We start from the raw sequence: 20,371 nt of genomic DNA, 5'->3' as shown, positions 1-20,371 counted from the left end.
AGAGGGGATAGGCATCACTGCCATGTCCATGCTATGATCTAGACTAGACACCATGTACCAGACAGCAGGTAATCCGCTACGGCAATCATCTGGGTAGGCCCAGGAGACGACAGGGGAAACGGCAATGGGGTCGCCCAATGTGTCATCAGAGTACCCTCCAGCCCAAGAATCAGGAGAGCCAGAATCGCTTACCCCGGCACAACAACTCCTTGAGCTCGTTGCTGAGCGGCTGGTAGAAACTGTCCATGTCAACATGGCAAGCTTCTTTGTCTACGACGAGAGTGGCCAACGCACGATCTACGCCGCTTGGGCCGGCGTCCATCCAGAGAACATCGTGCTCCCGCGGCGGGCATTCGTCGAATTCGCTCCGGAAGATGTCAAGGCGGAGATTGAGATTCGACAAACCAAACGTCCATTGCACTGCACGACGCCTGAAGATTACGACCGTTACCCACCGGTGAATCCAGTCCTTCGTCGGCTTGGTCGTGAAGGAGCGCTGACCAGCCTCGCCGTCCCGCTGCTTTGGGAAGACACCGTCATCGGCGTCGTGTATCTCTGGCGATGGGATCCGCCCAAGCCGTTTACGCCGGAGGAGCAGGCACTGGCTGAAGAGTTAGCGCAACTTGCCATCGTCGCTATCCAATTCAACCGACTCTACGACGCAGAACGGATTCAGCGAGAACAACTCCACACCCTCCTCGAAATTAGCCAAGTTGTCGCAGGCATGGGAAGCCTCGAGAGCATCCTCCCGGTGGTTACGCATGCCCTGAAGCGAACGCTCAGTGCTGATGCAGCCATCCTCGCAATTTACGATGAAGTTGGCTTTCGGCTCCTTGATTATCACAGTGAAGGCCTAACTGATGAAGGCGCAGTCCTAATCCAACAAGCCCTTCAGCAGCACCCAATTCGGACCCTGCCACGGGATCTTTTCCCGTCAACTGCTCACAGCGAAATCACACTTGAGACGTTGGCAAACATTCTTGGGCCCAATCATGCCATCCTCCAGCGAGCGCACGCGCTTGAAACATCGCGCATTTTGATGCTGCCGGTGGTCGATCGTGAAATGCACCTTGGCATCTTCTTCGCCTGGCGTTACCGGGACGAGACGGGCTTTGCACCGAGTGCCGTGGCTACTGCTGAAGCTATCGTTCGGACAGTCGCCGGAGCAATTACGCGAGCGCGCCTCCAGGAACGCACCGAGCAACACGTAGCTGAGCTTGAAGCCCTTTGGGCGCTCAGTCAAACGATCCATGGCAGTACGAGTATGAGCGAGGCGCTGGACCTCGTGGCAACGGTGATTCGGCGCTTTATCTCCTTCGATGCCGCCATTGTCGCTGAGCCAGATATTGAGCAGAAAGAGTTTCTTCGCGTCACCTGGGCATGGGGAGTTAGCGCTCGCCCGGAGAGAGGCCGTCTCGGGAGAACGATTCCCATTGCACACAGTCTGGCTGGGCAAGTGTATCGAACAGGAAAAGCCGTCAATGTTGCTGATGCACACGCTGATCCACGGACATACGCTGGTGAAGGTGGCTTCAAACTCCATGCGGTACTCATTGAACCACTGCTTGAGGAAGGCACAGTTGTTGGCATCTTTGGTATTGGAAGGAGTGAACCTCAACCGTTTTCTTCGGAAGAAGCACGACTCTTTGCCGTGCTAGCTCAAGAGGCGAGCACAGCTTTAGCGCTCCTGAAAGCACGCGCAGGGCTCGAGCAACGCGAACGAGCGCAACGGTTTCTCGCCGAACTTGGTGAACTGTTACTCCAATACCGCGATCCAGCCACTTTCTTGCCTGCAGCAGTACGGCGCGCGGCGGGAGTACTCGGTGAAGCTGTCGCTTGTTACCTCTGGAGTCCGGCGAACGGGAATATTGAGCAACTCTACAGCGCTCATGCTGACCCTCACCGGAGTCAAGTCGTCCACGAGATTCTTCACCAGCTTGATCTCAAGACGCTTCGGATCCTCCTCAGCGATACTGAAGGAACAGCCATCCTGCGTCGCGGTGCCACTACTGTGTCAGCAGCATTGCAACCACTGGTTGAACAGCTTTTGGAGGCGGCTGGTGCTGAACTGCTGATTGGAGTGCCATTACGCCAACAAGACCATCAAGTTGGCTTACTCATGAGCTTTTGCACAGCGGCGGGACCAGACGTCACCCTGACGCTGAGCCGCTTGCTTCGAACCGCTGCCGATCGTCTCAGTACCGCGCTTGACCGCTGGCAATCTGAGCAAGCGCGCGATGCGTTACTGCGTACTTCACAGGCATTGATGCGCCAATTTCGTCTTGCCGACGCGCTCGAAGCGATTACAACCGAACTGCAGCGGGTTCTGCCCTACGACCGCTTCATCGTCTATATTGCTGAACCAGAAGCGCAACAGTTACGTCCCTGGCGATATTCTCATCACTATGAGTCGCTGTTCGCCCAAACGCCAACGATCCCCTATGGCAGCGGCATCACTGGGCTCGTCGCCCTCACTCATCGGGCTGAACTTGTCAACGACGCTCGCAACGATCCGCGCGTGCTTTTCCCACCAGAAACTGAGCCAGACCTCACCTTGAGTTTAATGGTTGGACCGCTGGTCGCCGATGACGAACTCCTCGGCGTGTTACTCATTGGTCGTCCAGGGCGCAATCAATTCAACTCTTACGAATTCACGCTCTTCCAACTCTTTGCCAACCAAGCCGCACTTGCCTTGCGCGAAGCGCAGCAACGGGAACGTGAGCGACAACTCTACTTGTCCTCAGTCCAAGCACTGGCTGCTACAGTCGACGCCAAAGATCCCTACACGCACAACCACTCGCGCAATGTTGCTCGCTATGCACGGATGATCGCAGAAACACTTGGGTGCAGCCCTGATGAAGTTGAGCAGATTGAACTTGCCGGCTTACTCCATGACATTGGCAAAATTGGCATTCCTGACCACCTCCTGACGAAGCCGGGCAAATTGACACCGGAAGAATGGGCGGTAATGCAGACTCATGCAGAACGGGGAGCAGTTATTCTCGCAACCCACCCAGCACTTGCCCCAATTGTGCCGCTCGTTCGGCATCACCATGAGCGCTGGGACGGCCATGGCTATCCGGATGGCCTCAAAGGCGAAGACATTCCACTCGGCGCAGCGATTATCGGTCTAGCCGATGCCTTCGACACAATGACCAGTGATCGCCCCTATCGCAAAGCGATGCCCGTAGAAGAGGCAATCGCCGAAATTCGCCGCTGCAGTGGCACCCAATTCCATCCGCGTGTTGTTGCTGCATTCCTCCAAGTCTTTACTGAACGCTCTCTGGTTAGTGAAGGAGAAGCTGTACCGACCCCTCCACACTCGCTCGTGTCACTATCTGAGCTCACGGTGCTGCATACGATTGGTGAGCGCCTTGAGGATGTCCGAGACTTTCACAGTCTCGCCCGCATTATCGACGAAAGCCTTTCAACGTCGTTAAGTGGAAACGCTGTCAATATCTTTCTCTATGACCAGCTAGCTGATGCCCTTGTTCTTCGCTATTCACGAGCAGCTCCGGAGCAAGTTGGTCAGATTGTACTTCCCCGCAAGCACGGCATGAGTTGGCAGGCATTTACGACACGTCAGCCAGTCGTCGTCAATGACGCTGAACATGACCCGCGCGTCGTGCGATTCTTGCCGAATACCAAGACCATGCTTGCTGCGCCATTGCTTGATAGCGAACAACCGATCGGTGTCATCACGGTTGTCCGCACAACCCCCGAGCCCTTCACGGATCAGGATGCAGCGATCCTTGCAACAATTGGTCGGCGGGTTGGACCCCTCGTCGCACGACTTGCGACAACGACACGTGAGCAGCACCCTTCCCATCGTTAAAGCAACCGAAGGTGAGCAAAGCCAGTGATCAAGAAGCCGAGGAAGAACACCGGTTGGTGCACAAGATAGATGACCAAGGTATGCCGGCCAAGCCAGGCCAGGGCACGAACCCAGTGCTTCCCTTCAAGAGCGGGCAATGGCCAACGACGCTGTCCATGAGGATACAGAGTATTCCCAAGCGCAATGCCGAGCAACATCACGCCAAACCATGGGAAGAGCGGCCGATAATCAAAGGACGTGTATCCCTCAGGCACGAAGCCAAAGGGTAATCCCCAGTAGAGATGCGCAGGCACAATCTGCTGGCTGAGCCAACGTCCCAACAGCATAGCGAGCACCGCAAACACGACATTGAGCCAACGTAACGGCAAAAACGGCCCAGCCAACATGATCGACACCCCGATGAGATGCAAGATGCCAAAGTGCACGGTTTCGGCTGGATCAACGAACCATGTTGCCACAGTCACGAGCATTCCATATCCGAGAATGCGCATACCGCGTCTGATCAGATGCGGCCAGTAGCTCCCCGTATGCCGCTGAAGCCAGCGCGCGCGGCTGAGCGTCAATGACAGGCCAGCAAGTCCAACAAACATCGTAGCAATCAGGTCGGCAAAAACCGCCCAGCGGCCCTCCCCAACCTTGTACGGAATATGCACAAAATAGCGCAAGTCATACATGAAGTGATAAAAAAGCATCAGACAGAGTGCAATTCCCCGCAGTACATCAACTTCCCAGAATCGGTCTGTTTGAGCTGATGCAATTGCACGGAAACTCAGTGCGCGTGACGTCGTCATCGACTGCACATACTCCTTTTTACTCCTGCTACCTATCTACTCGTGACCTCTCCCGTCTTTGCACGATCATACGCCGATTCCGCATCGCTGTCGCTCCAAGCACTGGGTGGTACACTGCCAACCAGGAAAGCGATGAGTAAGGAGGAGGATGACGATGAGTTTTCCGGTGCGTTTTGGTATTGGCACTGGGAACCGCCGTCCGTTTCCTGAATTAGTTCAACAATGGCAATGGCTCGAAGCACTCGGATTTGACTCCCTCTGGGTTGTTGATCATTTTATGGCTGGTGATAACGAAGATACGCCTTATTATGAGGCATGGACACTGATCGCTGCTTTGTCGATGCATACCCAGCGGGTGCGTTTCGGTGTGATGGTAAGCGGAAACACCTATCGTAATCCCGGCTTACTTGCCAAAATGGCGATTACGATTGATCATGCAAGCAATGGTCGCCTGGAGCTTGGTCTGGGCAGCGGCTGGTGGGAACGCGAGCACCGGGCCTACAGCTTTCCTTTCCCAAGTACAGCTGAACGCATCGCCATGCTTGAAGAAGCAATACAAGTCATTGACAGTCTTATGACCAAGCCACGAACGACCTTCCATGGGATGTTCTATCACTTCGAGGATGCCCCGTGCTGGCCGAAACCAATTCAACAGCCACGGATCCCTCTGACTATCGGCGCATTTAAGCCTCGGATGCTTCGGCTTGCAGCGCGCTACGCTGACACATGGAATACACGCGCGGAGCCTGAGGAAGCCCCAGCGCTTGCTGCGGCCATGCGCGCTGCGCTGCACGACGTCGGCCGTGATCCAGCAACGCTCCGCTTCTCGCTCTTTGCTTGGCGCCCGGCATTTGCTTCTGTCGAACAGTTTACTCAGGTTGCTCAGGCCTACCTGAACGCTGGATTCACTGACATCATCTTCCCAATGCCGCCAGAAGAACACTGGCCTATTCTTGAGCGTTGTGCCCGTGACATCATCCCGTTGCTGCGCGAGCGTGCTGCTCGACAACAGCAGCGATAGAGCGCCGTGGCATACTTCGTTCGGGAAAGCATGAAGGGGGAATTGGGCACATGGTACGTGCAGCAGAGCTGTGGAATGAGGCGATGACCCCGGACGAATATCTCCAGCAGATGACAAAGAATCGCGAGCGCTTCGAGGCAAACATCACACGGACGCGTATTATGCCTGGTGACTGGGCAGCTTTTGGCCAAGAACCTCTCCACATTCTCGTGCTTACTGAAGATTGGTGCAGTGACTCGGCACAATTCGTCCCAATGGTCATACGGCTCTCCCAGCTCGTTCCGACTGTTGAGGTTCGCATTTTGCGGCGTGACGAGCACAAGGATCTTGCAGAGCAGTACCAGCGCAAGGATGGCTATCAACCCATTCCCGTCTTTATCCTGCTCGACGCTGAATTTCAAGAACTGGGCGCATTGCTCGAGCGTCCAGAGCGAGCAACCCAGGAAATGACAGAAGAAACGCGGCGCTTTTTGGCCGAACATCCAGATCTCCCCGGAGCAAACCGGATGATCGATCGCATGCCAGAAGAAACACGCCAAGCAGTCAAAGCGCATATTGCTGCATGGCGCGATGAACAGTTTGACCGGTGGACCCGCTACCTGATCGAGGATCTCGCCGAAATTGCGAAGTCAGCCAAGTTGCGTGTAGCCTAATACAGCGTATACCGAAGTAGACAGCGAGAAGGAGCTATCATGAGCGAACATCACGATCCCCTCGCCACTGGCGTTCACCAGACGACGTATAAGCAGCCCGGTGGCTATGAACCGACCGAAGCAACTGAAGCTGTTCGCACGCGTGTAGACCGTGTCGAAGGGCAGACCGTCGTTCTGCACCAGAGTACAGCCGGGCTTGTTACCTCCGAGCGACTAACGGCTGAGCAGTCGGCGTTCAGTACAGTTGAGGCACGCAGTGCACAACTCTCACAAAGCGCTGTTCAGCGGCTTGATGCCGAGCGAGCCGTTGCCGAACATAGTCGCATCCTGGCCGCAAGTGCGGGCAGCGTGCGCTTGGTCAAAAGCCAAGCGATCCTTGTCAAGGCTGATCATGCGCAAATTGAGGGTGGACGCATATTCTGGTTTATTGGCCGGTCAGACGGACCAGTGACAGCTACGTTGACACCAAGCAGTGCCGCGATTCTTGGTGCAGCATTTGGCATTGGGCTTACGTTAGCCAGTGCACTTCTTCGTCTGATCCGTGGACAGGAAGGGTAGGAAATGGCCCTGAGCGCAGCGCGAGTTGTCAAGACATTGGTTAGCAGCGTACTTGGCATCGCAGCCGGAGCAGCCGTCGCGGCAGCACTCTCCTCGGAACGCGCGCGTGAGCTTGAGCAGCGCCTCCGCCAGCGTTGGCAAGAAGCTCAGCAAGCAGCGCGAGAAGCGGAAGCGCAAACTGAACGGGAATTGTGGGAGCAATTCCGGCAAACAACTGGAATCACATCAAAGAATGGCACGAGTGCGCCCTCAGTTCCTCACCGTTAGCGTTCAACTAAGACAGCATACGCGCGCACTGGTGTCGCTGTTCCGGCGACAATCGGCAACGGCGCTGCATGGAAGCGAAATCCGCGTTGCGGCAATTGATCGATATGGCAGAGGTTTTCAACAATCGGGATTGAGGCAGCAAGCAGGATACTATGGGCGGGTCGGCTTGGATCCTTGACATCATCGATGTTCCACGTATCAATGCCAACCAGGACAGCACCAGCTGACACGAGGGCTTGTGCCGCCTCAGCCGTCAGAAAAGGCCCAGGTTCGAGATAGTCAGACTTTCCCCACCGCGTATCCCACCCTGTAAGAATGAGCACAGCGCAACCGACAAGGTCATATTCGGCAAATACTTCTGCATCAATTGCACGCTGGCTCCCAGCACACCGCCCGCGAACATCGACAACAACACCAGGTAAGTCAACTGCTCGATCCAACGGTAATGTTGCCAAATCAGCGCCGTCAGCATAGCGATGGAACGGCGCATCAAGATAGGTCCCGGTATTGCCAGCCAAGACATACCGGCTGATGAGGAAGCTGACGCCAGGAGCATACCGCGAGGCAGATTCTTCACGAGAAAGCAAGGCCGTAATTTCCGGAGCTGGTAAGCCTGGAAACATCGGGATCGACGAGTCAATCGGATGAGATAAATCGACAATGCGTCGCGGCATCGTATCCCCCTTCATTTCCCCGCACTACACCGTAGCATAGGCGGCACGCCCTGGTTGCTCAACACGCAAATGCTCCCATTCTGCTTCAACACTTCTCCTCGATTGTCTTTTCCACAACGCTGCCATAACGCCAGAAGCGTTTCCGAGGCATGCTCATGTTCGCAGTAGGATTTGACCTTGGAAATACGCAGACGCTGTGAGTCAGCTACGTTGCTTGTACGGTGATAAGGAGGAGACGATGTGGCACCTACAGATTCCGGCTTGGGAGATCGCTGTTCGTAGTCTTTTGATCTACTTTGCGCTCCTTCTTGGATTGCGTCTCTTCGGTAAACGGCAAGTCGGGCAGTTCACACTTTTTGACCTTGCCCTTGTGTTGCTTGTAGCAAACGCTGTGCAACCAGCAATGACTGGCCCGGACAGCTCACTGACTGGCGGGCTCATCATCATTGCGGTGTTGCTTCTGGCAAATTGGGTTGTCAGTCGCCTCCTGTTCCTCGCCCCACCGCTTCGCCATGTTTTGGAACCAACGCCAACCATCCTCGCGCAAAATGGCAAATGGATCCCAAGTGCCTTAGCACGAGAAGGCATCGATCAGGAAGAAGCTGAGATGGCCATCCGCGAACACGAGCTGAGTGACGTCAGCGAGACACAACTCGTGGTCCTTGAACCAGACGGCTCAATCAGTGTTGTTCCAAAGGATGCAACAGTCTACACAAGCCAACGTCGACGACGCCGTTATCGCCGTCACCCCTAATAACAGCAAAATATCCAGTCCTAGACGTCTAGGACTGGATACATCGCCGATAGACGATATACAGCGCGTTAGAAGATCGCCTGCTCCGTTTGTGGATCAAAGGCGTGCATATGCTGCGTATTGACACGCACCTTGACCACATCACCAGGTGTGATGTGCACGCGTGGTTCGGCTTGCGCGACCAACGTTGTGCCGCGCGGCCCGCGAAGGTGGACCAGCGTCTCAGACCCGAGTGGCTCGACGATCTCCACCGGTAGGTGAATCACGGGCAATTCCGGATGATCGGTCTCATCACCGGCCAAGACACGCATATCCTCCGGCCGAATACCGACCAGCACTTCGCGATTGGTATAGTCAGCCAAGCGGTTGCGCTTGTCTGCGGGCACTTCGAGTGTCAGCTCATCCGTCGTGAAGGCAAGCGTGCCATTCATTGACGACACGTGTGCCGGATAGATATTCATCGCTGGACTACCAATAAACGTCGCAACGAAGAGATTGGCTGGATGCTCGTAGAGGTTTTCCGGCGTATCAAGCTGCTGCAACACGCCCTGGTTCATCACCGCGATGCGGTGGCCCATGGTCATCGCTTCAACCTGGTCATGGGTCACGTAAATGGTCGTAACACCGAGGCGTCGCTGGAGCTTAATCAGCTCGCCACGCGTCTGAACGCGCAGTTTCGCATCGAGGTTTGAAAGCGGCTCATCCATCAAGAAGACTTGTGGCTCGCGTACAATAGCTCGTCCAAGGGCAACCCGCTGGCGCTGGCCACCGGAGAGCTGGCGCGGCTTGCGATTCAGCAATTCCTGAATACCCAGCATCTCCGCGACTTCTTTTACCCGCCGATCGATCTCCTGCTTCGGCACCTTGCGCAGTTTCAGGCCGAAGGCCATGTTGTCATAGACAGTCATGTGCGGGTAGAGCGCGTAGTTCTGGAAGACCATCGCGATGTCACGGTCTTTGGGGGGAACATTGGTGACAACGCGGTCGCCGATGATGATGTCACCACTTGTCACTTCCTCAAGACCGGCAAGACAGCGCAACGCCGTTGTCTTGCCACATCCTGACGGGCCAACGAGCACAAGAAATTCGCCATCACGGATCTCGATGAAGAGGTCATTGACAGCAGTGACACCATCGAAGCGCTTGGTCACATGGTCATAGATCACTTGCGCCATGTATCAGCCCTCCACCTGGAACCTGTCACCTGTGTTATCCCTGATCCCCTGAAAACTGTCAAGACCTAGTATGCCAGAGTCTGTCAAGGCTGTCACCATATCACCCTTTCACAGCTCCAGCAGTCAACCCCGAGATATAGTTGTCGACGAAGAACATATACACAATCGCAACTGGCACCGATCCGAGAATCGCCGATGCCATAAGCGGCCCCCAGAAGAAGACATCCGAGCGGATGAGGTCACTAACTGTACCGACCGGGATGGTCTTCATATTCCCGCTCCCCATGAAAACGAGTGCATAGAGAAACTCATTCCACGAAAGCGTAAAGGAGAAAATGCCCGCCGAGAGCACCCCAGGCAATGCGAGCGGCAAGATCACGCGCCACATGGCTTGAAAACGGCTGGCTCCATCGATCATAGCGCATTCCTCTAGCTCCCGTGGAATCGTGCGGAAATAGCCCATCAACAACCAGCTGGCAAAGGGGATGAGAAATGTCGGGTAGGTAAGGATCAGCGCCCAGTAGCGGTTATACAAGCCAAATCGGGCTACTACCTGGCTCAACGGGATAAAGAGCAACGTTGGTGGAATTAGATACGCCAAGAAGACCGCTGTCCCAAAGAAATTGCCACCACGGAAACGGAAACGGCCAAGCGCGTAGCCCATCAAAATACTTGAAACAAGCGAGATAAAGGTTGCGCCAAAGGTCACGACAATCGTGTTCCATGCCCACCTGGGGAACGCCGTCTGCTCAAAGAGATAGCGATAATGACTGAGCGTTGCCTTCGTGAGGAAAAACGGATTTAAGTCGGTGTTGAAGAGCTGACTGTCAGGTTTTAGTGATACGACGAGCATCCAGTAGAACGGAAAAAGCAAAAAAACCGTGAACAGAAGAAGTGGAACGTACAAGAAGAGCAATCGCTGTGAGAAGCGGTTACTCCCAACCACGCTTACGCCTCCTCAGAACGGACATAGCGGAGCAACAGCGCCGATAGCACAACGAGAATGGGGAACATGTACAGCGAAACCGCTGCACCTTGTCCAAGTTGCCCTGCCGAAATACCGATTTGCCAGGTATACGTCCCAAAGACATGCGTTGAGTTCGCAGGGCCACCCTTGGTGAGCACGTAAATCAGCTGGAAGTCACCGAACGTCCAGATGATGGAGAATAGAGTTGTAATCACGATGACACCACGGATCACCGGCAACGTGACAGCAAAGAAACGCTGAAGCGTGCCAGCACCCTCAATTGCAGCAGCCTCATGCAACTCCTGTGGCACCGCCTGGAGACCTGCCAAAATTGCCACAGCGAAGAACGGAATACCGCGCCAGATATTTGCAACACAGAGCGAAGCAAGCGCGCTCCAATGCGATCCAAGAAAGTTAATGTTTGCGTGAATAAGCCCCAGATGCTTCAGCACCCACGAGAACGGGCTGAATACAGGGTCATACAGCATCAACCACGCCAGGCTGCTCAGTGCCGTTGGAACAATCCAGGGCAGCAGGAGTGCCGCGCGTAGTACATTGCGCAAGCGAAACGACTGGTTCAGCAGGAGCGCAAGCAGGAGCCCGAGCAGCAACTTAAACGGCACGGTAATAAATCCGTAGATGAAAGTATTCAAGACGGTCAAATGAAAAACGCTATCGTGGAGCAGGTCTCGGTAGTTTTGCAAGCCAACAAAACTACCACCTGGGAGACCAACCATGCGGTCGGTCAACGAGATCCAGAGCCCCAAGAAGAAGGGATAGCTCATGAAAAGCAAGAGGATAAGCCATCCAGGGCTCATGAAGAGATAGGCCAGAACAGGTTCACGCTCGAGCCACATCCGGACCCTAGCGCGGAATGATAGTGGCGCAGCACGGGCAAGCGACCGAGCCGGAGCAGTGGTCATGCCTCACCTCCCTGAAGAACAACGTGAGGATCAAACGCAAAATAGAAATGCGCATGATGGGCACAGCCTGGATTAAATGCGGCTCCACAGAATGGACAATGGTACTTGCTCTGAAGATAGCAACGAATCGTCAACACATGATAGCAGACGCCACAGAGAATGGCTGGCTCATCAAGAGCCTCAACGGGCCAGCGCAGTGCAGGATGATCTGCAGTCTCCTCGTGACAAAAAAAGCATGGATAGAAACGCCCACAGCAGGGGAACTTAATCGCCACAACATCTGTCGGCCCATGATAGTGGACACATCGCGTTTGATTGTCAACAGGGTGCCCGTAGACGACTGGACATTGCTCACTCGCTGCCTGGCTCCTTGCCAAGCTTCAAACTCCTCTCGTCACCCTTCTCGCTGGTATGAGAACTGGGCAGAGAGGGGAAACTCCCTCTCTGCCCACTAGTGTTCTATTGCCCATAAATACGCTGGAGTTGGTCAGCTCCCCACTTGATTGCACTCGCGGCGTCGCCGGATTGAATCGCTCGGGCAAAGGTATCAATAACGATATACCGAGCTGAGACCTCGGCCGCTTTCTGATTACCCCAGCCCGCGTAACCGAGATTTCGCCCATACTTCCCGACTTCGGCATACGCCTTCAGTTTGGGATCTGAAGTGTAGTAGGGATCGTTAATATACAGCGGCGTTGGCGCAAGGTTATAGCCCTGCTGGGCAGCAAGCCAGGCACGGAACTGCTCAGGCTGCATCCACCATTCAAGAAACGCTTTTGCCCCTTCAATATTCTTGGAGTACTTCATAATCCCCATTGATTGGCTACCAAGGTTATTAAATCGCCCAGCCGGTCCCTTTGGGTAAATCCAATGGTTAATATCCTGGGCGAGTGACGGATTATCTTTCAACGCTGCCAGGTAAATACTGCTTCCATTAAAGGTCCACGAAATTTGGCCAGCCAAAAAGGCGCGGTTATTCGTCGAGTCGTCCCAGGAAAGGCCAGATTCATCAAATGCGTCTTTCCACGCCTGGATAAGCAACTTCATCCCATCGACAAACTGGGGGACATTGAAGGCAACCGTTTTGCCATCTTCTTTGACTTCCATCGCCCCATACGCCCACATGAAGGGATAGCAGAACGATGGCGGATCACCAGGACTATGGCCAAAGGCCTGCCCTAAGGGCTTGCCCATTGCCTTGAGTTTCTTGCCAACCTTGAACAGATCCTCCCATGTATCCGGGAAGTTATTCACCGGGTCATCAATCCCTGCTTGTTTGAAGAGAGAGATCCGATACACCTGCGCGCTCGTGGAGGTACCGATCGGCACACTCAGCCATCGGCCATCAACGCTCGCGCTCTTCAATACCCAATCGAAGTATCCTCCCTGACTCTTGCCAAGCTTATCAGCGAAGTCATGCACATCAACTAGGCTATTGGCATAGAGCGAGGGCCAGGTCGGCCACAGGTGGACGATATCAGGTCCTGCACCGGCCTGAACGGCCGCGCTGATTTTCGGCTGGAGATCAGGCCAGTTCACGAAGTCAACCGAAACCTCAACGTTATTCTCTTTCCCCCATTGTTGCAGTTGGTTCTTGAAGAGATCTTGCCCAGCCGGAACAAAGTAGGATGCCTGAAGGATGCTCAGCTTCGTTCCCTTCAGCACTGCTGGCGCACTAGTTGGCGTTGCCGCTGCAGCTTGGCTCGTGGCAGCAGCAGTTGGGCTCGCAGCGCCGCTTGCCTTTGTCGCTGCCGCTGTCGGCGAGGGAGCCGCAGCTGGCGCTGACGTTGGCGTCGCGCTTCCACCGCCACAGGCTGCAAGCAATGCACTCAACGCCGGAGCTGAAAGGCCAAGTGCCGCAGCCCGACGTAGCAACTGACGCCGTGAAAGCTGTGCTGGTTGCCCAGACCACCATCCACGCTGCTCTTGTTTCGCCATAGCTCCTCCTCATCCACCTCTCATCGTAATCATCGTGAGCCAAAACCACTGTATTGCACGGTTTGCTGCCGCTCTCAGCGTCCTTTCGTCGATTTTGCCCCCTTTCGGTCGTTTTCGGTATAGATACAGTGGGGCAACTGCATGATTGCTACCATTGGCTGCTCTCCCCACCCTCACGATGCGACAGCGGTAGGGTAAGCGCAATGCCATGAGATTGTCAAGCCCTCAGGCGATCATACAGGAACCTGCCAGCTCTATACGCGAGGAGAAAGCACGCACACTGGCACTCGACAAAGGAGAGACGTGATGACATTTGATACGCGGGACATTCGCGTCGGCATGGACGTTTACACGCGTGACGGCCGCTATCTTGGCACAGTACGGCGCCTCGAGCCAGGTTCAGCTCAACCAGTTCAACGCGTTGCAACACAGGCGCCTCGGTCGTCGCCTGCAAGCATGATTTCTGGCGAACTCCTCGGCCCGATGCCAACCTCGCCACTCGGTAACCCAGGCCCAACAACGCAAACGCCACGATATGCCTTCGGGACAATACCAGATGAAGCTGAACCCTTGGTTGCAGGAGCGTTTTGGGTAGGAAAGCTGCCCGTTCCGATCGGCTGGTGTCGCTTTTCAATCGACGACGTGCTCACTGTTACCCTTGAACGCGTCATCCTTCGCCAACAGGCGAGCGACCTTGAATCTCGACGCGCCGATTAGGAGGTGGGAGATGGCCCAAAAGCACAGCGACATGAAGCAGCAGCCGGTCATGCGGCTGGTCGACAGACCGACCAGTCAACTCAGTAATACGATGTAAGCGATAGCCGACAGTGTTGCGATGCACGCCAAGGCGTGCCGCAACTTCGCCTGCGCTGCCGTAAGTAAGATAGGCTTCGAGTGTTTCGAGTAACTCGGCGTTGCGATTCCCGCGCACAGCCAAGCGTCCAAGTACTGCTTGGCGAAAACGCTCTGCAGCCGGATGGCCCCACAGGGCATAGAGCAAGCTGTAGAGGCCTGTCTCCTCGACAACATGGAAGCGCAAGACACCCCCAGGCAAAGCGCCTGAGTGCCAGAGGGCAAGGAGATACTGTGCTTGACGCAATCCTGCTGCCACATCACGCAGTGAAGCAACAGGTTCACTCAACGCAACTGCCCAGCGTGCTCCATCACGGTGAGGGACACGACGAAGTGCGCTCGCAAGGTCATCCACCACACCAGCTTCACTGACGAACGCAACGCTTTGCTCAAACCGTACCAGTCGATCTTCTCCCACCTGGCGCAACAACACATGCTCGACGTCATGCAGGCCGGCAGTTCCAGCAGCGAGGCCAACGATAATTGAGCGATCGACATCAAGTCTGAGTCGCTGGGCAACAGCTGCAAGTGCTTGCTCGCCATGCACTTTGCCTTCAAGCAATTCCCGAAGTCCCGGCACTGCGCGCGCATCGCGGGTAGCAACACGAGCAAGCAAACTCGTACACACCCCAGCCGTGAGCGAAAGCGTGAGGCGATCTTGTTCCGTTGTCGCCTCAGGTGAGGCGAGGATGAGATAGAGCGGGCGACGATCCGGCAATATGGTTGTGGCAACCGCTTCTCCTTCTGACAATCCCAGCCGCGTTACTGCTGGGTATGGATGAATCCGCAACAACTGATGCGCTGGCAATGGCTCGAGCAATCCGCCGCTCTGTGCCACAACCTGCCCTTCAGCATCCTGGAGTAGGAGGCTGCGGCCGCTCGCGCTCGATGCTGCCCGCAGGACTGCTGCAATGTCACCGCTCACAGCGACACGGGAGAGATCACGTGACAGTTGGCTTGAAAGCCGAAAGAGTGCACTACGTTGCTCAGTAAGCAGACGGTTCAGGGTGGCATCGAAGTCGAACGGGAGGGGACCAGGGAAGAGCAGAAGCGGGAACGTTACCACGAGCTGTTCGCGTAACCCGGCCTCGGTGACGAGCGCTGCGATCGGCGCACGTTCAAGCGCACGCACCAATGCATCGCGACTTGTCGCACCAGCGGATTCAATCTCTGTCAATACACGCTGGGAAAGAATAACCAACTCGTCGCCACGCAAGGGCGGCAGGTGTGGTGGGACAGCACGAACAGCGACTGCCCACGAAATTGGGCGATCGAGCACTGGGTCAACTGGTTGATCACGTGGAACAACAAGCTGAAGCCGCCGATCCCAGCGGCAAAGATCGCGTATCAAGATGTCCGACACGTCTCACCCCTTGGCCATCGCGCCGGCTTTCTTTTGCAGGGAAGTATACTAAGCAAGCATTACCATCCAATTATGAAAAATGGCATGATTGGATGGTGAGGGGATCGCCAGAATTGGCTCTTTTCTTGCCTGGTAGCGTGAGACTACGCTAAGTAAATGGGGCATCCAAAGGAGGATTGGATGCGACTGACGCTTGATCGCACAAGCTCTATTCCGTTTTACCGGCAGATTGCCGAGCAACTTCGCGAGCAGATTCGTTCCGGCGAACTCCCACCGGGCACACGGCTCCCTCCAGAGCGCCGTTTAGCGGCAATGCTCGGCGTCAACCGGACTACGGTCGTGAGTGCCTATCGCGAACTCGCGGCTGAAGGCTTGATTGTCGGCCACGTTGGCCGCGGCACGATCGTTGCTGAACCACAGCCTTCGCCACAACCACTTGGCTCGTCGGTTGCCTGGGCTCAATTTTTTACGCCAATTACGACAGTTATGCGTGATCCATTGCTCTATGACACGATGGTTGTATCGGCCCGACCGGATGTCATCAGCTTTGCTACCGGCGCTCCTGCTCCTGAGTTCTACCCAGTGGAGACCGTTCGTGCCCTGCTCGACGAGGCATTGCACCACGAGGGCCAATCACTCCTCCAGTACTGTCCTACTGAGGGATACCCGCCACTCCGTGAAGCTATCGCGCAATACCTGCGTCAGCATGGTGCCAGAACGACCGCCGCGCACGTCCTCGTCGTCTCGGGCTCGCAGCAAGGGCTCTACTTACTCGCCCGCGCCTTGCTCGAACCTGGCGACGTCGTTGCTGTTGAATCGCCGACCTATCTCGGCGCCCTCCACGTCTTCCGAGCAATTGGTGCACGCTTCTTGCCAATACCTGTGGACCGCCACGGGATGCATGTCAGCGTGCTCGAAGATATGGTGCAGCGTCGTCGTCCTAAGCTCATCTACACCCTTCCAACGTTCCAAAATCCGACTGGTACAACCCTTTCCCTCGAGCGACGGCAACGGCTCCTTGATATAGCTATTCGGTATCAGATTCCCATCATCGAGGATGATCCCTACAGCATGCTGCGCTACGAGGGACCAGCACTGCCATCACTGCTCTCTCTTGATACCGCTGGCATTGTGATCTACCTCAGTACTGTCTCAAAGGTGCTCTTCCCGGGTTTTCGTATCGGCTGGGTTGTTGGTCCACAGCCGGTCATTGAACGCCTCAGCACCTTGAAACAACTCGTCGACCTTGACACCAACGCGCTCGCCCAATGGGCTGTTTGGGCTTTCCTCACTCGTGGTCTGCTCGACCAGCATATCGAGCGTCTCCGCCAAACCTACCCAGTACGGCGAGATCGTATGCTCAGCGCGCTGGAGGCATATGCCGCTGACGTCTTGGCCTGGGAACGGCCTGGAGGTGGACTTTACCTTTGGTGTCAGCTGCAGGACGGGTTGCGAGCGCGCGACCTCCTCCCAGAGGCGGCGCGACACGGGGTTGCATTCACACCGGGAGAAAGTTGCTTTCCCGATGGAGGAGGCGCCGAGTTCCTCCGGCTGAACTTCACCTATCCCAATCCAGATCAGATAGAGGAAGGCATCAAACGACTTGCTCAGGCCATTCACACGTTACGCGCGAACCGATTCGGACGCGATCGCACGGCCGTGCTCGCTCGACCACTGGTTTAGGAGAGGCAAGAACAGTGCAGAAAGGAGGAAGACAGCATGAGCGTGACACCAAATGGCCACGGTGAAAAGGCAACCTGGAAGACAAAGGTTGGCCTTGCCCAAATGCTCAAAGGTGGCGTGATTATGGATGTGGTCACGCCTGATCAGGCCAAGCTTGCCGAAGAAGCTGGCGCAGTTGCCGTCATGGCCTTGGAGCGAGTGCCAGCTGACATTCGCCGTGAAGGCGGCGTTGCACGGATGAGTGATCCCGAATTGATTTTGCGCATTAAAGAAGCGGTAACGATCCCAGTCATGGCCAAGGTGCGCATTGGCCACTTCGTCGAGGCTCAAATCCTTGAGGCGCTGGGGATCGACTTCATCGACGAAAGCGAAGTGCTGACTCCAGCCGACGACCGTTACCACATTGATAAGCACCCGTTCCGCACACCATTCGTTTGCGGTGCCCGAGACTTAGGTGAAGCCCTGCGCCGCATTGGTGAAGGTGCCGCGATGATTCGGAGCAAGGGAGAGGCTGGCACGGGCAATATTGTCGAAGCGGTACGTCACCTGCGCGAAATTATTGACGGTATCCGCCGCTTGCAGGCAATGCCTCATGAGGAGCTCATGACAGCTTCCAAAGAACTCGGCGCCCCCTACGAAATCGTTCGCGAAGTAGCGGAGACTGGCTGGTTACCAGTGCCACTTTTCTGCGCCGGCGGTGTCGCAACTCCTGCCGATGCCGCACTTGTGATGCAACTTGGAGCTGAAGGGGTCTTCGTCGGATCGGGCATCTTCAAGTCAGAGAATCCCTTCAAGCGCGCCCGAGCGATCGTTGAGGCCGTCACGCACTATCGCGATCCCAAGATTCTTGCCGAAGTGAGCCGAGGCTTAGGCGAGCCAATGCGTGGCGTCGATCTCGCCGCGATCCCTGCCGAGCAACGTCTTGCACCGCGAGGCTGGTAAAGGAGTACAGCGATGGAACCAACCATCGGGGTTCTTGCGTTGCAGGGCGACTTCAAGGAACACCTTGCGGTACTCGAGCGGCTTGGTGTCGCAGCTCGAGAGGTGAGACTCCCGCACCATCTTGATGGTCTCGCTGGACTTATCATCCCTGGCGGTGAAAGCACAACAATCGGTCGGCTCATCGAGCGCTTTGCTCTGCGTGACAAGCTGCTCGAGTGTATTCAGAGCGGCATGCCGGTCTGGGGCACATGCGCTGGCATGATCGTCCTGGCCCGCGACGTTGATGCTGAAACACGTGCCCGCACGCAGCCGCTGCTTGGCGTGCTCGACATCGTGGTCCGACGCAATGCCTTTGGACCACAACCCGAGAGTTTCGAGGTCGACCTTGCTATCCCTGTCCTTGGTCCCCAACCGTTCCGGGCGGTCTTCATTCGCGCCCCAATCGTCTCATGGATTGGGCCAAATGTTGAGCCATTAGCGCAACTCGCTGACGGTACAGTTGTTGCCGTACGGCAAGGCAATATCATCGGCACCGCGTTCCATCCTGAGCTTGCCGAAGATGATCGATTCCATGCCTGGTTCTGCGCACTCGCGCGAGCTTTCGTTGCGCGCACTGAACCAGCAACGACCCTATAGCACCACCCGCTTTATCCTTCTCACCCCCTCCAGCCACAAGGGCCGGCGACGTTGCACCGGCCCTTGTGCTTTCCCATGTTGTACAGAACACACCTCGATTGCATACAAACACCAGTTAGAGATCGTGAAAGACGAACAACGTGGAAGCCATGCGGACTATCGGAGGTTATCACCCAAAAGCACGAAAGCCGATCCGGCGACGGTGCACCAGAATGCTTTGCATGATGCCAAGGCTAGCAAATAGCGTCCAGAGTGAGCTGCCACCATAGCTAACAAACGGCAGGGGTAGGCCAGTCACCGGCATAATACCAACATTCATTCCCATATTGACAAATGCCTGGAAAAAGATCATGACTGTCACGCCAATCGCCAGGAGGTGCGCGAAGCGATCAGCGGCAACTTCAGCGACATGAATCAGCCGCCAAAGCAGCAAACCATAGGCCACAATCAAGGCCAGTGCACCAACAAAACCGAACATACCCATGGCGTGGGCGAAGATGAAATCTGTTGTTCGAACACGTAGCAACCCGAGCTGGCTCTGCATGCTGCCAGCCAATCCATTCCCGAGCAGTCCGCCCGTCCCAATCGTAATTTGCGCTTGAATGATATTGAACCCAGCACCAAAGTAATCGCGTTCAGGGTGGAATGAAATGAGGAGTCGCTGCCGCATGTAGTCATGCAAAACGTAGCGCCAGGCAAACAGTGCAACGGCAGGAGAGGCAAGGAGAAGCGCAAATACATATCGCTTGCGCACCGGTGAGACCAAAATAAGGGCAAGCCAGATCGCTGCAAAAACACCGGCCGTGCCGAGGTCAGGCTGCTGGTAGACAAGCCCCATTGGAATCGCAACGAGCACACCGGAGAGGACAAACCAGGTGAACCGGTGCATCTCCTCCCAGTGATCAGCCAAGAGCGTTGCAAGCGCAATCAAAACCCCAAGTTTGGCTGGCTCAGACGGTTGAAGACTAACCGGCCCAATATCAATCCAACGAACTGAACCACCGATGTTCGTGCCGATAAAGTCAACAAGTGCTAACAAGAAAAGAGACACTGCATAAATCACCCAGGCCAGCGATTTAATGTAGCGGTAATCAAGCCAGGTCAGACCAAGTAAAAGTGGCAAGCCAACCAGTGCGTAGAGCGCTTGACGGACGGCCAGACTGCCAAGCCGCAGTGGACCAGCTCCTTCAGCACTCCAGATAACGACAATCCCGAAGCCAACCAGGACTGCCGTTGTCACGAGAAGATAAAGATCCAGCCCCGCCCAACGTCGCGCAGCACGTTGCCCGTTTTGCCCAATCCAAATCGCGTCCAATTGGCTCCCTTTCCGGTACCAGGG

The 20,371-nt window shown here is 55.7% G+C and carries 19 protein-coding genes; 10 read left to right on the top strand and 9 right to left on the bottom strand.

Annotated elements, in window-relative coordinates; translation table 11 throughout:
* Positions 1-124: 124 nt before the first annotated feature.
* Positions 125-3,835, top strand: coding sequence for a GAF domain-containing protein (locus N675_RS13630; protein ID WP_051914353.1), 3,711 nt, complete (start codon positions 125-127; stop codon positions 3,833-3,835).
* Here N675_RS13630 and N675_RS06665 read toward each other — a convergent pair.
* Positions 3,832-4,626, bottom strand: coding sequence for a heparan-alpha-glucosaminide N-acetyltransferase (locus N675_RS06665; RefSeq protein ID WP_051914351.1), 795 nt, complete (start codon positions 4,624-4,626; stop codon positions 3,832-3,834). The two genes, N675_RS13630 and N675_RS06665, sit on opposite strands and share 4 nt — an antisense overlap.
* Positions 4,627-4,774: 148 nt before the next feature.
* On the opposite strand from N675_RS06665, the gene N675_RS06660 reads away from it, so the two are divergent.
* Genes N675_RS06660 through N675_RS06645 form a run of 4 tightly spaced genes read left to right on the top strand, consistent with a single transcriptional unit; the run spans position 4,775 to position 7,125 of the window.
* Positions 4,775-5,647 (top strand): LLM class flavin-dependent oxidoreductase, encoded by an 873-nt coding sequence (locus tag N675_RS06660; protein ID WP_081886905.1) that lies wholly within the window; start codon positions 4,775-4,777, stop codon positions 5,645-5,647.
* Positions 5,648-5,697: 50 nt separating this feature from the next.
* Positions 5,698-6,300 (top strand): thioredoxin family protein, encoded by a 603-nt coding sequence (locus tag N675_RS06655; RefSeq protein WP_038038658.1) that lies wholly within the window; start codon positions 5,698-5,700, stop codon positions 6,298-6,300.
* Positions 6,301-6,339: 39 nt separating this feature from the next.
* Positions 6,340-6,858 (top strand): hypothetical protein, encoded by a 519-nt coding sequence (locus N675_RS06650; RefSeq protein WP_038038656.1) that lies wholly within the window; start codon positions 6,340-6,342, stop codon positions 6,856-6,858.
* A 3-nt stretch (positions 6,859-6,861) separates the two neighbouring features.
* Positions 6,862-7,125, top strand: a complete 264-nt coding sequence (locus N675_RS06645; RefSeq protein ID WP_051914349.1) for a hypothetical protein — start codon at positions 6,862-6,864, stop codon at positions 7,123-7,125.
* On the opposite strand, the gene N675_RS06640 is transcribed toward N675_RS06645, so the two are convergent.
* Positions 7,122-7,799, bottom strand: coding sequence for a cyclase family protein (locus N675_RS06640; RefSeq protein WP_231577955.1), 678 nt, complete (start codon positions 7,797-7,799; stop codon positions 7,122-7,124). The two genes, N675_RS06645 and N675_RS06640, sit on opposite strands and share 4 nt — an antisense overlap.
* 238 nt (positions 7,800-8,037) lie before the next feature.
* Here N675_RS06640 and N675_RS06635 point away from each other — a divergent pair, with 238 nt between their 5' ends.
* Positions 8,038-8,553: a DUF421 domain-containing protein gene (locus tag N675_RS06635; RefSeq protein WP_038038653.1), complete on the top strand. Its 516-nt coding sequence runs from the start codon at positions 8,038-8,040 to the stop codon at positions 8,551-8,553.
* Between the two features lie 68 nt (positions 8,554-8,621).
* Here N675_RS06635 and N675_RS06630 read toward each other — a convergent pair whose 3' ends face one another.
* The 5 genes from N675_RS06630 to N675_RS06610 form a co-directional block, all read right to left on the bottom strand.
* On the bottom strand, positions 8,622-9,728 hold the full coding sequence (locus tag N675_RS06630) for an ABC transporter ATP-binding protein (protein WP_038038652.1): 1,107 nt from the start codon (positions 9,726-9,728) through the stop codon (positions 8,622-8,624).
* A gap of 100 nt (positions 9,729-9,828) precedes the next feature.
* Complete coding sequence (locus N675_RS06625; protein ID WP_038038651.1) at positions 9,829-10,674, bottom strand: carbohydrate ABC transporter permease; 846 nt, start codon at positions 10,672-10,674, stop codon at positions 9,829-9,831.
* A gap of 2 nt (positions 10,675-10,676) precedes the next feature.
* Positions 10,677-11,618 carry a carbohydrate ABC transporter permease gene (locus tag N675_RS06620; RefSeq protein WP_038038650.1) on the bottom strand — a complete coding sequence of 314 codons (942 nt, stop codon included), beginning with the start codon at positions 11,616-11,618 and terminating at the stop codon, positions 10,677-10,679.
* A complete protein-coding gene (locus N675_RS06615; protein WP_038038647.1) occupies positions 11,615-11,995 on the bottom strand; it encodes a CHY zinc finger protein in 381 nt (126 codons plus the stop codon). The genes N675_RS06620 and N675_RS06615 overlap by 4 nt, the downstream gene beginning before the upstream one ends.
* A gap of 82 nt (positions 11,996-12,077) precedes the next feature.
* Positions 12,078-13,556 (bottom strand): ABC transporter substrate-binding protein, encoded by a 1,479-nt coding sequence (locus tag N675_RS06610; RefSeq protein WP_051914347.1) that lies wholly within the window; start codon positions 13,554-13,556, stop codon positions 12,078-12,080.
* Positions 13,557-13,862: 306 nt separating this feature from the next.
* Between N675_RS06610 and N675_RS06605 the strand changes: the two genes are divergently transcribed.
* Complete coding sequence (locus N675_RS06605) at positions 13,863-14,273, top strand: ribosome maturation factor RimM (protein WP_038038646.1); 411 nt, start codon at positions 13,863-13,865, stop codon at positions 14,271-14,273.
* Here the strand turns inward: N675_RS06605 and N675_RS14730 are convergent.
* Positions 14,224-15,771 (bottom strand): PucR family transcriptional regulator, encoded by a 1,548-nt coding sequence (locus N675_RS14730; protein WP_051914346.1) that lies wholly within the window; start codon positions 15,769-15,771, stop codon positions 14,224-14,226. The genes N675_RS06605 and N675_RS14730 overlap by 50 nt on opposite strands.
* A 180-nt stretch (positions 15,772-15,951) precedes the next feature.
* Here N675_RS14730 and pdxR point away from each other — a divergent pair, with 180 nt between their 5' ends.
* The 3 genes from pdxR to pdxT are packed head-to-tail and all read left to right on the top strand — an operon-like array spanning position 15,952 to position 19,032.
* On the top strand, positions 15,952-17,454 hold the full coding sequence (gene pdxR / locus N675_RS06595) for a MocR-like pyridoxine biosynthesis transcription factor PdxR (protein ID WP_038038645.1): 1,503 nt from the start codon (positions 15,952-15,954) through the stop codon (positions 17,452-17,454).
* Between the two features lie 36 nt (positions 17,455-17,490).
* Positions 17,491-18,396: a pyridoxal 5'-phosphate synthase lyase subunit PdxS gene (gene pdxS, locus N675_RS06590; RefSeq protein ID WP_038038643.1), complete on the top strand. Its 906-nt coding sequence runs from the start codon at positions 17,491-17,493 to the stop codon at positions 18,394-18,396.
* A gap of 12 nt (positions 18,397-18,408) precedes the next feature.
* On the top strand, positions 18,409-19,032 hold the full coding sequence (gene pdxT / locus N675_RS06585; RefSeq protein WP_051914344.1) for a pyridoxal 5'-phosphate synthase glutaminase subunit PdxT: 624 nt from the start codon (positions 18,409-18,411) through the stop codon (positions 19,030-19,032).
* Between the two features lie 169 nt (positions 19,033-19,201).
* On the opposite strand, the gene N675_RS06580 is transcribed toward pdxT, so the two are convergent.
* The gene (locus N675_RS06580) at positions 19,202-20,347 is read right to left on the bottom strand and encodes an FtsW/RodA/SpoVE family cell cycle protein (RefSeq protein WP_038038642.1); all 1,146 of its coding nucleotides are present in this window, start codon (positions 20,345-20,347) and stop codon (positions 19,202-19,204) included.
* Between the last annotated feature and the right edge of the window lie 24 nt (positions 20,348-20,371).

The sequence above is a fragment of the Thermorudis peleae genome (genome assembly GCF_000744775.1).
Taxonomy (GTDB): Bacteria; Chloroflexota; Chloroflexia; order Thermomicrobiales; family Thermomicrobiaceae; genus Thermorudis; species Thermorudis peleae.
The sequence above is the reverse complement of the archived record's forward strand: the minus strand, read 5'-3'. Positions and strand labels throughout refer to the sequence as shown.